We start from the raw sequence: 16,236 nt of genomic DNA, 5'->3' as shown, positions 1-16,236 counted from the left end.
GCCCCACGCGTTGTCGTCGAGCGATTATCGCCGTGGTCACGCTAGAGCTCCAGTACCAGGGGCTGCACGCCTTCCTCGGCCTGGGCCGGAATCGCGCAGCAGATCAGCACGCTACCGGCTTCGGGCAGTTCGGCGGGCGGATTCGGGTAGTGGACCTGGCCGCTGACCAGCTTGGTCTTGCAGGTGCCGCAGGAGCCACCGCGGCAACTGAAGTCCGGCGACAGGCCGCGGCTCTCCGCCAGTTCCAGCAAAGTACCGCCACCAGGCGCCCAGCGCGCTTCCTTGGCTGAGCTGGCAAAGTACACCGGTACCGGTTCGCTGGCGGGCGGCGGTTGTTGCAGGGTGGACTGGTTGTCGTCGGTATGGCGGCGCAGTATCGAAGGGCCGAAGGCTTCGGCATGGATGCGGGTATCCGGTACATGCACCGTGCGCAGGCCTTCGTAAAGGTCCTGGGTGAAACTGGCCGGGCCACAGAGATAGAAGTCGTAGTCGTCCAGCGGCAGCGTGGCCTTGATCTGCTCGATGCCCAGGCGGTTGGCGAACACATAGTCGCGGCCCTGCACGGCTTGGGGTTCGGGCAGGCTCAGGGCGCGGTGAATGCTCAGCAGGCCACCGGCGTGTTGCTGGAGTTCGGCAAGCTCGTGCTGGAACGGCAGGTCGGCCAACGTACGGCCACCGTGGAACAGGTAGATGCGCCGCCCCAGCCCCAAGGCCAGTTGCTCGCGGAGCATGGCGATCAACGGGGTGATACCGACACCAGCACCGACCAGCACGAGGGGCCGGTCGCTGGTGTGATCCAGGGTGAAACTGCCCATGGGCAGGCGCACCTGTAAAGGGTCGCCCACCTTCAGTTGCTGGTGCAGATAGCGTGACGCCGGCCCCTGCGCCTTGACGCTGATGCGCAGGTGGCCATCGGACGGCGCACTGGACAGGCTGTAGGTGCGGATCAGCGGTGCCTCTCCATCAACCTGCAAGCGCACCGGAATATGCTGGCCGGGCACGAAGGGCACCGCCGTACCCTCCTCGGGTTGCAGGTAGAACGAACGGATATCGCGGCTTTCCTGCTCGATACGCAGCACGCGCCAGGTCAGCCATTGGCGCTGGCGCTCACGCTGTTGCAGGCGCTCTTGGGCTTCACTCCAGGTACCGGTCATCAGGCTGGTGGGGGCGTACTCCTGAAAGGCCCAGCGCAATGACACGGCGGCCGGGCGGACCACCACCTGCTCGATGTCCAGGTTCCAGAGCCGCTCGGCCCCCTCGAAAGCGCTGATCAGCGGGCTGTCGAGAATGACCTCGGTATGCCCGGAAACCTGCAGCACATCCCCCGTGGTGAAGTCGACGAACAACAGGCCAGCGACCGGGTTCACCAGCAGATTGCCGAGGGTGTTGAAATGCAGGTTGCCGGCGTAGTCGGGTATGGTCAGGCGATTGCCTTCGACCCTGACGAAACCGGGCCGGCCACCGCGGTGGGACACGTCCACGGCACGTTGGCCATTTTCCTGCTCAACGTAACTGGCGACGAAGAAGGTATCGGCGTGTTCGATCATGACGCGGGACTCGGTATCGAGTGCCACTGAGTCCCGGCGCCCCTGCGGCGGCTCGTCGACGCGGGTGTACTCGCGCAGCTGGATGTACTGCGGGCAGTTGCCGAACGATTGCTCGACCACCACCTCCAGCTGGCCGGGGCCAGCCCGGCGGATCAGGCCATTGAGGCGATTGCGCCGCCGCGTGTGCAGCTCGATCCCCAGCAAGCCAATGGCACCGCCATCCACCAGGCCCGGCATGGCCGGGTCATCAGCGGCAGGCGCGGTGCCGATCAGCAGTTGCCGGGGATCGGGCGAGCTGACGAAGCCTTCCGGGCCTTCGAGCAGCGTCGCCCAAGGGGTGCCAGCAGCATCCACGGCACCGGCCACCAGGAACGGCAATTGCTGGTAGAACGCGCGATGCTGGTCGGGCATGAAGTCGCGGATGACCTTCTGGCCGAATACCTCCATGCGCTCTGCAACACCGACTTGCTCCTGCAGCCGTTTTTCACCTGCATGCCAGGGCGATCGCATGGCGGCATTCCTCTGGGTTCAGAGCGTGGTCTGCAAACCGATGACAGTGCGTGGCATCGGCACGAAGCCCGGCAGCGCCTCGATCCGGGCCAGCCAGGCGCGCACATTGGCGTACGGCTCCAGCGACACATTGCCCTCGGGGGCGTGGGCGATGTACGAGTAGTTGGCAATATCAGCGATGGTCGCTTGGTCACCTACCAGGAACGGGCCCTTGGCCAATTCGGCGTCGATCACCTTGAGCAAGGTATGGGCGCGGCCAATCACTTCGTCGGTGTTGAACGAGGCGCCGAATACGGTCACCAGACGTGCCGCGGCCGGGCCGAAGGCCAAAGGGCCTGCCGCCACCGACAACCAGCGCTGCACACGGGCGGCGCCGACCGGATCTTCGGGCAACCAACGCTCGCCGCCATAGGCCTTGGCCAGATAGACGAGGATGGCGTTGGAGTCGGCGATGACGATACCGTTGTCATCGATCACCGGCACCTGGCCGAAGGGGTTGATGGCCAGGAACCCGGGTTGCTTGTGCTCACCCTTGGCCAGGTCGACGAAGACCAGCTCGGTAGGCAGTTCGAGCAGTGACAGCATCAGCTCGATACGGTGGGCGTGGCCGGACTTGGGGAAGTTGTAGAGCTTGATCGGGCTTGGCATGTGCGGGGCTCCAGGTCAGCGCCGGGAGTGGCGCTGCTGGAGGACATGCTGCACGGGATCGGCTGGCAGCAGAATCCGTGCTGGAAGCAATCCAGTATTTCGGCAAGTGGAATAATTACAATCGCGGGGCAAGTCGGGTCGCCGCATCGCCGCTCCCACGCGCCCGCGGTTGCGATCTCAATGCCGGTGCTGTTTCTGGTACTGGTACAACCCCCGCGCCGCCTCGACCACCAGCGGTACACAGGCCTGGCGCTCATCGAAGCTCATCGAGTCGAGCAACTCGAAGTTGTCCTCCAGACCATGCAGCGAAATGGCCTTGAGCAGACGATCCTGCTCCGGCGGCAGCTCGCTCCACTCAGCCACTTGCGTGCCGCGCATGTAGCCGAAGCACCACTCCTCGAGAATGATCGTCGGGCCCTCTTCGCTCTCGCCCTCTTCGAACATCGGCTCGAAGTCCTCGAGGTCCGTGGCCAACTCTTCGGCCACCTGGCTGGCATAACGCAGCATCAGCGCGGTATACGCTTCTTCATGGGCAGGCTTCTTGAACTTGGGCACCTTGCCACCGGCGACAGAGGGCAGCCATTGCTCAGGGTTGACCGTGTTGGGGGAGCTGGCCAGCGCAGTGAAGAAACCGTTGAGCTCGGCGAGGTTGAGTACCGAATAATCGTTGCCGTAGGTAATCAGCAGGTCTTCGAGGCGGTCGAGTTCTTTTTCGCTGAGCGCGGGGAGCATGGGGTGGGTGTCCTGGGTAAATGTGCGTGCACCCTAGCATAGGCAACGCCTGCCCGCTCCCTTCATGGGAACGGGCATTGGGCTATTGCTGCAGCCACTGCGCCAGCTCGGCCTGCCGCCCGCTACCGGCCAGCAGCCACAACAAGAGCCGACATTTGCGCGGGCAAAGCCAGCCGGCCATGTGCAGGCCGCGGGCCTGCAGGTCGATCTCGCCACCGACGAACCCGTAGGTTCCCCGGGCTGTCGGGCCATTGCCGGTGCGGGTGGCGATAATCACTGGCATGGTGTCTGCGACGTCCTCCAAAGCCTCGGCCCAGGCTTCGCAGACATGGCCTGCGCCAAAGCCGGCAACCACCAGCCCTGAATAGCCCATGCCACCAAGGGCTCGCAGCAGCCGCGTATCGGCATCGAGGCAGGTTTCCAGCAGCACGACCTGGTGACCGACCTGCGCCGGCAGGGGCAACACCCAGCGTGGCGCGGCAGCCTGACGATAGATGGGACAGCCCTCCACCACTTCCCCTAACGCCCCTGCGCCGGGCGATTCGAAGGCCGCCATTGCCAGGCTGGCAGTCTTGCGTACCCGGGCGGCCGAGTGAATCTGGTCGTTGATCACCACCAGCACGCCACGCCCCCGGCTGCCATCGGCTATCGCAACCTGCACTGCCGCCAGCAGGTTCGCCGGACCATCTGCGCCCGGCTGGCAGGCCGAGCGCATGGCGCCGGTCATGATCAGCGGAATGTCATGGGGCCAAAGCAGATCGAGGAAATATGCGGTCTCCTCCAGCGTATCGGTGCCCTGGGTAAGCACCACGGCCTGGGCCCCGGCTTGCACTTGTGCGTTTGCCCAGGCCAGCGCATCCAGCATGTCGGTGAATGCCAGGGAGGCGCTCGGCACCAGGCACAACGTGGCGGTGCTGATCTGCGCCAGTTGCTGCAACTGAGGCAGGGCACTCAACAGCGCGGCACAGTCGAGCCGGGGTGTCACACCCTGCCCCGGCGCCCCGGATTGCATGCTGACCGTACCGCCCAGGCTGCCGATGGAAACACGTGGTGCTGTCATGGGTTACCTCCCGCAAGCAGACCAACCAGGGGCACGATACCCAGGGTGCTGATGGCCATGGACAGGACATTGCCGATATAACCGTGCATGTAGCTTGGCAGGCGCTGGCTGATTGCCACGGCAAGCGGTGGCGCGATCAGCGCGCCGAGCACTGCGCTGGCGATGATCACCTGCCAGCTGCCACCCAGTGTCAGCACGGCGGCGGGCACGATCGACACGATGGGAATATAGGTCGGATACCAGCCCCGCTCCTTCCATTGCCGTCGCCAGAACAGCACACCGACCAGCGATGCCAACCCCTGCCCGGCCACCATCTGCAGCACCAGTTGCGATCCGTAGGCCGGTGCCGCCGGGGCCAATACATAAGCCAGCAATACGCCCAGCAGCAAGCCGAGGCTGGCCAGTTCATTGCCAAAGAACGGCGCTTCGCTGAAATCGGCCAGTACCCGACGCAGGGTCCAGGCCACGCCATAGTCCGGCTGGCTGGCTGTCGCTACGAGCGCAGGGCGCTGTCCATCGCGAACCAGCACCGGGAAGCGTTTGCACAGCAGGAACGCCAGCACACTGGCCAGGGCCATGCCACTGACATTGCCGATCACCACCGGCAACTGCAGCGGGTAGCACAGGTAGTTGACCAGCAGCAGGCTGGCCGGCGTCACCAGCACGGCACCGAGCAGCGCGCCATTGATCGCGACGCGCCAACCGCCGCCAAACAGCAGGACCATGGCCGCCGGCAGCGAGACGAAGGCGACGAAGGTCGGCTGCCAGGTACCACCGTCCAGCGTCCAGCCCCACAACGCATGGCTGAGCAGTAGGCCGAGCAGCGAGCTGATAATCAGCCAGGGCCACAGCCCAGTGCCGTAGCAGATGGCGAAGCCCTGCCAGCGATGCCCACGCTGCTGGGCCCAATGCGCAAGGCTCGCCCCCAGCAGCAGCCCCAGTGCCGGCAACTCGTGCTTGTAGAAGGCGACCTCACTGATATCGCCGACCATCCAGCGCAGCCTGCTCAGCGGCTGGTCGAGGGTTGCGACGAGTTGCGCATAATCGGGCCATCCACCCAACATCAGGCTGGCAACGCAAAGCAGCGCGAGGCCCAGGAGTATCAGCGACGACGACCGTTGTCGCGGTAAAGAAAGGTGCTGTTCCATGGCGCCTCCTCAACGTGGCATCGGCGCATGCAGCCGATAACCCAAGGTGGCGTCGTAGAGGTCGGTGCGGCGGTCACGCGGCAGGTCATTGAGGCTGTTCCAGATAGGCGCCGAGCGGGCGGCGCTGAGGTCGACGTCGGCATACAGGATGCACTCCTCCTCGGCACCGGCCACCTCGCCGATGGGCCAGCCGTTGGTGCCGGCAATCAGCGAACAACCGAGGAAGCGCCCGCCCCGTTCCCGACCGATGCGATTGGCGGCGGCGATATAGACATTGTTGACGTGGGCTGCGGTTATCGTCAGATACGAGGCCATGCAGCGTCCGGCCTCGTCGAACAGCGGCGGCGGTGTCCAGACCCAGTTGTTCAGGCTGCAGATGATGTCGGCGCCCTGCGCTGCCATGAGCCGTGGCACCTCCGGGAACCAGATGTCCCAGCAGATCAGCAGGCCGATGCGGCCGATGGGCGTTTCAAAAACCGGGAAGCCCAGGTCGCCGGGGGTAAACCAGAGCTTTTCCTGGTTCCACAAGTGCGCCTTGCGGTAATGCCCGAGCAGCCCCAGCGGGCCGAACAGCACGGCGCTGTCGAAGAGCTTGAGGCCGTCACGCTCGGCGAAGCCTGCAGCCAGATACACCTGCTGCTCACGGGCGAACTCCGCCCAGGCCTGCAGGCATCGTCCATCCTCCAGCGACTCGGCGTGGGCATAGGCCTCGGCGCGGGAGTTGAAGGTGTAGCCAGTGTTGGCCAGCTCCGGCAGCACGATCAGGTTCGCCCCTTCACGCACGGCGCGGCGGGCCAGGGCCAAACCACGGCTCAGGTTGCCATCACAATGGTCCAGGCCGACCTGCGGGTCGTACTGGATGACGGCAATGCGTACGGGGCTGACTGGGGTGGTGTGTTCCTGCATGGCGGCTTCCTTTTCTGGTTGTTATGGAAGGCCGCCAGTAGAACGGGCATGGCAGGTGGAGCGACAGTCAGCAGGATCCTCTGGAACTGCGGGAGAGTGCGAAAATACGGGGAGGAGCACTCCTACAAAGTTGTTTCAAAGCACCTGTAGAGGCACCTGATAATGCGGATAGTGCTCGAGGTTGAAGCCATCCTTGAAACGTGCGTCGGTGTTGTTGCAGAGGTTGATCACGGTGTCGATGGCGGTGCGCAGACACGGCTCGGTCCAGCCTGCATCGACAGAGAAAGACTCTCCGGCGAGGTAGAGCCCTGAATGGGCACTCAGTTCGCGGTTGTACTTCATCAGGCTTACCGCGTCGTAATAGGCACCCGGCCGGTACAATTTCGCACAGCCAAGTGCATTCCTGTCTGTCATCCATCTTTGTATGCGAGTATTTCCAAGATCAATGTGCGGCGAGATGGGCTCGCCGATGTTGGCGCAACGCAACAGAATCCGATCGAGTTCCGCTACGCATTTTTCCACCAACTCGGCGTCTGAATACGCCGCCAGCTTGGTGGCATCGTCCTCCCAGGTGTAGCTGAGCAGGATGCAATCGCGGCTGTGCTGATCGTTGTAACGGTAGGCATAGACATCGTGCACGAAGCTGTCGGTGACCAGGATCTGCGGCAGATGGGGATGCTGGTCGAGAAAGCTTTTACGCAGCGGCGCATAAACCTTGCAGCTGGTCTCCCAATGGGCGTGCTTCCAGGCCTCGATAATGTCCGGTGGCAGCATGTTCCGGGAGAACCCCTCCAGGCGCATCCCTGTTTCGATCAACCAGGACGGCGTGGTAAGCACCACGCTGTCGAACACCTCACTCATCGGCTGAGCCTTGGCTTCATCACTGTGCCGCCAACGGTAATCGACGCGGATGCGGCCATCGGCCAATTTGTCCAGGCCATGAACAGAGCTGTCCGTCAGCAGGCCATCCTTACGCGTCACGCATTGGCTGTACAAGGATTCGCCCAAGCCAGCAATATCCATGAACAGCAGGGCCTCATCCAACGCGGCGATCCCCAGATAGGCAGGTGCCTGGAAATGCAGGCCTTTGCTGTCGGGCACGGTCTCGATACCCTGATACGGCGCGGCAAGCACTCGCCCCCTTTCATCTACACGCCCATGCACAAGCTGCAGATGGCTGCTGAAACCGAAAATGGCAGTACGCAACGGATAGAGGCAACACACGTCGTAGAAGGCGCCCCAACTGCCATCACCGATACCGATTGCATAGAAGATCGCCGATTCGTCACGGTCCATGCCAACGCCGCCGAAATCACCTGGGTTGCCAGGGTCCCAAACCTCCTGGCTCGACAGCAATACCAGTTCACGGAACGACAGCCTGTGATATCGCTCGACGATTGCCGACCACATCGCCAGCCAGCCTTCTGTGCCGTAAATGGCGGCCACCTGTTCGGCGAAACGCTCGGCAAAGCGCCGCCACTTGCCATGAATCCTCTGTAGTACCGCGGTAGGTGGTGGAGTGTGACCTTCGGGATTCTTCCAGATCAGCAGCTTCGGATCGCCCTCCCCTTCAAGCTGGCCTTCACGCAGGTAGATACCCGTTGCATTGACCCACTGCGTGCCAGGGTTAGGGAAAGCGGAAAGACGCAGGTCAAACAGGTTGGCGTAGTAAGCCATCAATGAACGGCCTGCCTTGGGCGGCTCGCCGGTTCGGTTGAAGAACGGCATGCGCATGGCGCCCATCTCGAAGGGAGCGGTGCATCCCGGCGGCTTGCCAGCTGGGGTCGACACGGTGAGATGACGTCCCCCGATACGCCGAGCCTGCTCGACCAGGGTGATATGGGTAAAACCACAGCGCAGCAGTTCACGTGCGACGGTAAGGCCGGTGACACCAGCACCGACAATGCAGATGCGATGTGCAGGACGGGAAGCCTGGGCAATACCGTCCTGTTGTTCGACGAGGCGTCGGTAGTCGAAACACAGGTCAGGCGGGTTCGGGAAGCGTGCGGCCCATGGCAGCACTGGAGAGTGCGGCTCGACGGCCAGGTCGGCGGGATGGTTGTACGTTGAACCAATGGTCATGGTCTCGGGTTCTCAAGGTCGATGGGGGCCTGAGCATGCCGAGAGCAGGGAGATGGTGAGTGGTAGATGGATATCGCGGTGCTGAGTGCGTCGTTGCCAGAACAGACGCAATCGCGGGGCAAGCCCGCTCCCACGCTACCCGTTCCCACAAGCCCTGTATTAGCTCTGTGGTTGCGGATGGCGTGGGAGCGGGCTTGCCCCGCGATGAGGGTGCTACGGTTTAGACCGCCAGCGCGCGCTCACGAAGCTCGCTGTTGAGGATGCGGTCGTTCTCGCTGTAGTCGACCGGGCAGTCGATCACGTGCACGCCAGGGGTCTTGATGCAGTGCTCGAGCAGCGGCAGGAAGGCTTCGGCGCTTTCCACACGGTGGCCATTGGCACCGTAGGCTTCGGCGTATTTGACGAAGTCCGGGTTGCCGTAGTCCAGGCCGAAATCGGTGAAGCCCATGTTGGCCTGCTTCCAGCGGATCATGCCGTAGCCGTCGTCACGCAGGATCACCACGGTGATGTGCATCCCTAAGCGAACTGCCGTTTCCAGCTCCTGGCTGTTCATCATGAAGCCGCCGTCGCCGCAGACCGAGATGACCGGGCGATCCGGGTACACCAGGTGCGAGGCCATGGCCGATGGCAGGCCGGCGCCCATGGTCGCCAGGGCGTTGTCCAGCAGCACGGTGTTGGGCTTGTGGGCCTTGTAGTTGCGGGCGAACCAGATCTTGTAGATACCGTTGTCCAGGGCGACGATGCCTTCAGACGGCAGGGCGCGACGGATGTCGGCAACCATGCGCTGCGGATAGACCGGGAAGCGGTCGTCGTCGGCGCCTTCGGCGATCTGTGCTTCGTTCGCTTCGCGGATGGCCATCAGGCGGGTGAAGTCCCAGTGGCTGGTATCGGTCAGCGCTTCGCTGATCTGCCATACGGCGTTGGCAATGTCGCCGATCACTTCTACTTGCGGGAAGTACACGGCATCGACTTCAGCCGAGCGGAAGCTCACGTGGATCACTTCGGTGCCGCCACGAACCATGAAGAACGGTGGCTTCTCGATCACGTCGTGGCCGATGTTGACAATCAGGTCGGCAGCTTCGACGGCGCGGTGAACGAAGTCACCGGAGGACAGCGCAGCGTTACCCAGGAAGCGCGGGTGACGCTCGTCGACCACACCTTTACCCATCTGGGTGGTGATGAACGGGATGCCGGTCTTGTCGATCAGTTGCTTGAGGACCTTGGCGGTCATCTTGCGGTTGGCGCCGGCACCGATCACCAGGATCGGGTTGCGGGCGTTCTGCAGTTTCTGCACGGCGGCTTCGATGGCCACGTGCTCGGCCAGCGGGCGACGGTGCAGGCTGCGCGGAATCGGCAGGGCGTCGGTCTGCTCGGCGGCGATGTCTTCCGGCAATTCCAGGTGCACGGCGCCCGGCTTCTCTTCTTCCGCCAGGCGGAAGGCTTCACGCATGCGCGCAGGAATGTTGTCGGCCGAGGCGAACTGGTGAGTGTACTTGGTGATGGGGTCCATCATGCCGCACACGTCGATGATCTGGAAACGGCCTTGCTTGGACTTCTTGATCGGTTTCTGGCCGGTGATCATCATCATCGGCATGCCGCCCAGGTAGGCGTAGGCGCTGGCGGTCACCAGGTTGGTCGCACCAGGGCCGAGGGTCGACAGGCTGACGCCGGTCTTGCCGGTCAGGCGGCCGTAGGTGGCGGCCATGAAGCCCGCGGATTGCTCGTGGCGGGTCAGTACCAGCTTGATCTTCGACTTGCGCAGGGACTCGAGCAGGTCGAGGTTTTCCTCACCGGGAATGCCGAACACATACTCGACACCTTCGTTTTCCAGGCATTGCACAACGACATCGGCGGCCTTGGCCATCTTGCTTCTAACCTCAAGTAATAGGACGGTGAAAGTCCAGAAATGCGCAGCACGGTACGCTGGCATCGCTCGGTCCGGGTGCCAGGATTGCCCCGAACCTAAGCCTTGACGCAGGGTAGGTACGGGGAAGTCACTTAATGTGACGGCAATATTGTCGCACCTGTGACGCGGCGATGTGAGGTAGCCGACGAGCAAAGGATTTTTGCGTGATTGTCAGCAAACGGATCCCGTGTAGGAACAGAATACCGTGGGAGCGGGCTTGTCGGAACGCACAAAAGACAAAACCCCTACCTGCTCGCGCAGATAGGGGTTTTGCGAAATGAATCTTGACGATGACCTACTCTCACATGGGGAAACCCCACACTACCATCGGCGATGCATCGTTTCACTACTGAGTTCGGGATGGGATCAGGTGGTTCCAATGCTCTATGGTCGTCAAGAAATTCGGTTGCCAGTACGTCTTTGCAGACATGCCAGCCAATTCGGATATGCGATATTTGTGGTTCGTCGCGAACTTTCGGTTCGTTTCGTCTTCACCACCGCAATCTGCGTTAGCAAATTGCTTGGGTGTTATATGGTCAAGCCTCACGGGCAATTAGTATTGGTTAGCTCAACGCCTCACAGCGCTTACACACCCAACCTATCAACGTCGTAGTCTTCGACGGCCCTTCAGGGAGCTCAAGGCTCCAGTGAGATCTCATCTTGAGGCAAGTTTCCCGCTTAGATGCTTTCAGCGGTTATCTCTTCCGAACATAGCTACCCGGCAATGCCACTGGCGTGACAACCGGAACACCAGAGGTTCGTCCACTCCGGTCCTCTCGTACTAGGAGCAGCCCCTCTCAAATCTCAAACGTCCACGGCAGATAGGGACCGAACTGTCTCACGACGTTCTAAACCCAGCTCGCGTACCACTTTAAATGGCGAACAGCCATACCCTTGGGACCGGCTTCAGCCCCAGGATGTGATGAGCCGACATCGAGGTGCCAAACACCGCCGTCGATATGAACTCTTGGGCGGTATCAGCCTGTTATCCCCGGAGTACCTTTTATCCGTTGAGCGATGGCCCTTCCATACAGAACCACCGGATCACTAAGACCTACTTTCGTACCTGCTCGACGTGTGTGTCTCGCAGTCAAGCGCGCTTTTGCCTTTATACTCTACGACCGATTTCCGACCGGTCTGAGCGCACCTTCGTACTCCTCCGTTACTCTTTGGGAGGAGACCGCCCCAGTCAAACTACCCACCATACACTGTCCTCGATCCGGATAACGGACCTGAGTTAGAACCTCAAGGTTGCCAGGGTGGTATTTCAAGGATGGCTCCATGAGAACTGGCGTCCCCACTTCAAAGCCTCCCACCTATCCTACACAAGCAAGCTCAAAGTCCAGTGCAAAGCTATAGTAAAGGTTCACGGGGTCTTTCCGTCTAGCCGCGGATACACTGCATCTTCACAGCGATTTCAATTTCACTGAGTCTCGGGTGGAGACAGCGCCGCCATCGTTACGCCATTCGTGCAGGTCGGAACTTACCCGACAAGGAATTTCGCTACCTTAGGACCGTTATAGTTACGGCCGCCGTTTACCGGGGCTTCGATCAAGAGCTTCGCTTGCGCTAACCCCATCAATTAACCTTCCGGCACCGGGCAGGCGTCACACCCTATACGTCCACTTTCGTGTTTGCAGAGTGCTGTGTTTTTAATAAACAGTCGCAGCGGCCTGGTATCTTCGACCGGCGTGGGCTTACGCAGCAAGTGCTTCACCCTCACCGGCGCACCTTCTCCCGAAGTTACGGTGCCATTTTGCCTAGTTCCTTCACCCGAGTTCTCTCAAGCGCCTTGGTATTCTCTACCTAACCACCTGTGTCGGTTTGGGGTACGGTTCCCAGTTATCTGAAGCTTAGGAGCTTTTCTTGGAAGCATGGCATCAACCACTTCGCGCTCTAATGAGCACTCGTCATCAGCTCTCGGCCTTGAAATCCCGGATTTGCCTAAGATCTCAGCCTACCACCTTAAACTTGGACAACCAACGCCAAGCTGGCCTAGCCTTCTCCGTCCCTCCATCGCAATAACTGGAAGTACAGGAATATTAACCTGTTTTCCATCGACTACGCTTTTCAGCCTCGCCTTAGGGACCGACTAACCCTGCGTCGATTAACGTTGCGCAGGAAACCTTGGTCTTTCGGCGTGCGAGTTTTTCACTCGCATTGTCGTTACTCATGTCAGCATTCGCACTTCTGATACCTCCAGCAAGCTTCTCAACTCACCTTCACAGGCTTACAGAACGCTCCTCTACCGCATCACCAAAAGGTGATACCCGTAGCTTCGGTGCATGGTTTGAGCCCCGTTACATCTTCCGCGCAGGCCGACTCGACTAGTGAGCTATTACGCTTTCTTTAAAGGGTGGCTGCTTCTAAGCCAACCTCCTAGCTGTCTAAGCCTTCCCACATCGTTTCCCACTTAACCATGACTTTGGGACCTTAGCTGACGGTCTGGGTTGTTTCCCTTTTCACGACGGACGTTAGCACCCGCCGTGTGTCTCCCATGCTCGGCACTTGTAGGTATTCGGAGTTTGCATCGGTTTGGTAAGTCGGGATGACCCCCTAGCCGAAACAGTGCTCTACCCCCTACAGTGATACATGAGGCGCTACCTAAATAGCTTTCGAGGAGAACCAGCTATCTCCGAGCTTGATTAGCCTTTCACTCCGATCCACAGGTCATCCGCTAACTTTTCAACGGTAGTCGGTTCGGTCCTCCAGTCAGTGTTACCTAACCTTCAACCTGCCCATGGATAGATCGCCCGGTTTCGGGTCTATACCCAGCGACTAAAGCGCCCTATTAAGACTCGCTTTCGCTACGCCTCCCCTATTCGGTTAAGCTCGCCACTGAATATAAGTCGCTGACCCATTATACAAAAGGTACGCAGTCACCTAACAAAGTAGGCTCCCACTGCTTGTACGCATACGGTTTCAGGTTCTATTTCACTCCCCTCTCCGGGGTTCTTTTCGCCTTTCCCTCACGGTACTGGTTCACTATCGGTCAGTCAGTAGTATTTAGCCTTGGAGGATGGTCCCCCCATGTTCAGACAAAGTTTCTCGTGCTCCGTCCTACTCGATTTCACTGGCAAGAGATTTTCGTGTACGGGGCTATCACCCACTATGGCCGCACTTTCCAGAGCGTTCCACTAATCTCAAACCAGCTTAAGGGCTGGTCCCCGTTCGCTCGCCACTACTAAGGGAATCTCGGTTGATTTCTTTTCCTCAGGGTACTTAGATGTTTCAGTTCCCCTGGTTCGCCTCTTGCACCTATGTATTCAGTACAAGATAACCAGCTTATGCTGGCTGGGTTCCCCCATTCAGAGATCTCTGGATCACAGTCTGTTTGCCGACTCCCCAAAGCTTATCGCAGGCTACCACGTCTTTCATCGCCTCTGACTGCCAAGGCATCCACCGTATGCGCTTCTTCACTTGACCATATAACCCCAAGCAATCTGGTTATACTGTGAAGACGACATTCGCCGAAAATTCGCACGTCGCTCTTTCGAGCAGAACTCACAAATTTTACCTTAGCCTGATCCACCCGCAGTGAAACGGGTGTTCAGTCTATTTCTATCACATATCCGAATTTTTAAAGAACGATCTGACAAAAGTCAGAAATCAACATTCATCGCCGAATGTTCATTTCTAAGTTCTGAGCAGTGCTGCGAAACCTGAAAGAGTGGTGGAGCCAAGCGGGATCGAACCGCTGACCTCCTGCGTGCAAGGCAGGCGCTCTCCCAGCTGAGCTATGGCCCCATTTGACCAGCCGCACCAAGTAATTGGTAGGTCTGGGCAGATTTGAACTGCCGACCTCACCCTTATCAGGGGTGCGCTCTAACCAACTGAGCTACAGACCTATAACAGGGTCGCGTTACAGCATCGTCTTTACACAATGAATCAAGCAATTCGTGTGGGAGCTCATCAGCAGGCTGATGTCTTCGATTAAGGAGGTGATCCAGCCGCAGGTTCCCCTACGGCTACCTTGTTACGACTTCACCCCAGTCATGAATCACACCGTGGTAACCGTCCTCCCGAAGGTTAGACTAGCTACTTCTGGTGCAACCCACTCCCATGGTGTGACGGGCGGTGTGTACAAGGCCCGGGAACGTATTCACCGCAACATTCTGATTTGCGATTACTAGCGATTCCGACTTCACGCAGTCGAGTTGCAGACTGCGATCCGGACTACGATCGGTTTTGTGAGATTAGCTCCACCTCGCGGCTTGGCAACCCTCTGTACCGACCATTGTAGCACGTGTGTAGCCCAGGCCGTAAGGGCCATGATGACTTGACGTCATCCCCACCTTCCTCCGGTTTGTCACCGGCAGTCTCCTTAGAGTGCCCACCATAACGTGCTGGTAACTAAGGACAAGGGTTGCGCTCGTTACGGGACTTAACCCAACATCTCACGACACGAGCTGACGACAGCCATGCAGCACCTGTGTCAGAGTTCCCGAAGGCACCAATCCATCTCTGGAAAGTTCTCTGCATGTCAAGGCCTGGTAAGGTTCTTCGCGTTGCTTCGAATTAAACCACATGCTCCACCGCTTGTGCGGGCCCCCGTCAATTCATTTGAGTTTTAACCTTGCGGCCGTACTCCCCAGGCGGTCAACTTAATGCGTTAGCTGCGCCACTAAAATCTCAAGGATTCCAACGGCTAGTTGACATCGTTTACGGCGTGGACTACCAGGGTATCTAATCCTGTTTGCTCCCCACGCTTTCGCACCTCAGTGTCAGTATCAGTCCAGGTGGTCGCCTTCGCCACTGGTGTTCCTTCCTATATCTACGCATTTCACCGCTACACAGGAAATTCCACCACCCTCTACCATACTCTAGCTCGCCAGTTTTGGATGCAGTTCCCAGGTTGAGCCCGGGGCTTTCACATCCAACTTAACGAACCACCTACGCGCGCTTTACGCCCAGTAATTCCGATTAACGCTTGCACCCTCTGTATTACCGCGGCTGCTGGCACAGAGTTAGCCGGTGCTTATTCTGTCGGTAACGTCAAAACAGCAAGATATTAACTTACTGCCCTTCCTCCCAACTTAAAGTGCTTTACAATCCGAAGACCTTCTTCACACACGCGGCATGGCTGGATCAGGCTTTCGCCCATTGTCCAATATTCCCCACTGCTGCCTCCCGTAGGAGTCTGGACCGTGTCTCAGTTCCAGTGTGACTGATCATCCTCTCAGACCAGTTACGGATCGTCGCCTAGGTGAGCCATTACCTCACCTACTAGCTAATCCGACCTAGGCTCATCTGATAGCGCAAGGCCCGAAGGTCCCCTGCTTTCTCCCGTAGGACGTATGCGGTATTAGCGTTCCTTTCGAAACGTTGTCCCCCACTACCAGGCAGATTCCTAGGCATTACTCACCCGTCCGCCGCTGAATCAAGGAGCAAGCTCCCGTCATCCGCTCGACTTGCATGTGTTAGGCCTGCCGCCAGCGTTCAATCTGAGCCATGATCAAACTCTTCAGTTCAATACTGCTTGGGTTTTTAAGAAACCCTAAACTTGGCTCAGCAATCTCAAATGACTATGTGATTTCTCGCATGGCCACTTGTGATGCTGATAATCTTGGCGACTATCAGTCCGTACTCACAAGCACCCACACGAATTGCTTGATTCAATTTGTTAAAGAGCGTTTGGCCAAGAGCTTTTCATCTCAACCGAGGCGCGCATTCTACGCTTTCCTCATTTGCTGTCAA

At 59.4% G+C, this 16,236-nt stretch carries 8 protein-coding genes, 2 tRNA genes and 3 rRNA genes; all 13 read right to left on the bottom strand.

Annotated elements, in window-relative coordinates; all coding sequences use genetic code 11:
- Positions 1 to 41: 41 nt before the first annotated feature.
- A complete protein-coding gene (locus LOY42_RS06455) occupies positions 42 to 2,057 on the bottom strand; it encodes a pyridoxamine 5'-phosphate oxidase family protein (protein WP_258600050.1) in 2,016 nt (671 codons plus the stop codon).
- A gap of 18 nt (positions 2,058 to 2,075) precedes the next feature.
- Positions 2,076 to 2,705, bottom strand: coding sequence for a glutathione S-transferase family protein (locus LOY42_RS06450; protein WP_139673636.1), 630 nt, complete (start codon positions 2,703 to 2,705; stop codon positions 2,076 to 2,078).
- A 177-nt stretch (positions 2,706 to 2,882) separates the two neighbouring features.
- Positions 2,883 to 3,437: a UPF0149 family protein gene (locus tag LOY42_RS06445; RefSeq protein ID WP_139673639.1), complete on the bottom strand. Its 555-nt coding sequence runs from the start codon at positions 3,435 to 3,437 to the stop codon at positions 2,883 to 2,885.
- Positions 3,438 to 3,519: 82 nt separating this feature from the next.
- A complete protein-coding gene (locus LOY42_RS06440; protein WP_139673642.1) occupies positions 3,520 to 4,497 on the bottom strand; it encodes an asparaginase in 978 nt (325 codons plus the stop codon).
- Positions 4,494 to 5,561, bottom strand: a complete 1,068-nt coding sequence (locus LOY42_RS06435; RefSeq protein ID WP_232968190.1) for a hypothetical protein — start codon at positions 5,559 to 5,561, stop codon at positions 4,494 to 4,496. Before LOY42_RS06435 ends, LOY42_RS06440 begins: the two co-directional genes overlap by 4 nt.
- A gap of 93 nt (positions 5,562 to 5,654) precedes the next feature.
- Positions 5,655 to 6,551, bottom strand: a complete 897-nt coding sequence (locus LOY42_RS06430) for a nitrilase family protein (protein ID WP_102685195.1) — start codon at positions 6,549 to 6,551, stop codon at positions 5,655 to 5,657.
- Between the two features lie 135 nt (positions 6,552 to 6,686).
- Positions 6,687 to 8,633, bottom strand: coding sequence for an FAD-dependent oxidoreductase (locus LOY42_RS06425; protein WP_139673644.1), 1,947 nt, complete (start codon positions 8,631 to 8,633; stop codon positions 6,687 to 6,689).
- Positions 8,634 to 8,853: 220 nt separating this feature from the next.
- Positions 8,854 to 10,497 carry an acetolactate synthase large subunit gene (locus LOY42_RS06420; RefSeq protein WP_102685196.1) on the bottom strand — a complete coding sequence of 548 codons (1,644 nt, stop codon included), beginning with the start codon at positions 10,495 to 10,497 and terminating at the stop codon, positions 8,854 to 8,856.
- Positions 10,498 to 10,821: 324 nt separating this feature from the next.
- A 5S ribosomal RNA gene (gene rrf / locus LOY42_RS06415) occupies positions 10,822 to 10,937 on the bottom strand.
- 134 nt (positions 10,938 to 11,071) lie between these two features.
- Positions 11,072 to 13,965, bottom strand: a 23S ribosomal RNA gene (locus tag LOY42_RS06410).
- Between the two features lie 245 nt (positions 13,966 to 14,210).
- Positions 14,211 to 14,286 (bottom strand) — tRNA-Ala (locus tag LOY42_RS06405).
- 24 nt (positions 14,287 to 14,310) lie between these two features.
- Positions 14,311 to 14,387, bottom strand: a tRNA-Ile gene (locus tag LOY42_RS06400).
- Positions 14,388 to 14,473: 86 nt separating this feature from the next.
- A 16S ribosomal RNA gene (locus LOY42_RS06395) occupies positions 14,474 to 16,010 on the bottom strand.
- Together the 16S, 23S and 5S rRNA genes with 2 tRNA genes alongside form the textbook arrangement of a ribosomal RNA operon.
- Between the last annotated feature and the right edge of the window lie 226 nt (positions 16,011 to 16,236).

The sequence above is a fragment of the Pseudomonas sp. B21-023 genome, assembly GCF_024749165.1.
Lineage (GTDB): Bacteria > Pseudomonadota > Gammaproteobacteria > Pseudomonadales > Pseudomonadaceae > Aquipseudomonas.
The sequence above is the reverse complement of the archived record's forward strand: the minus strand, read 5'-3'. Positions and strand labels throughout refer to the sequence as shown.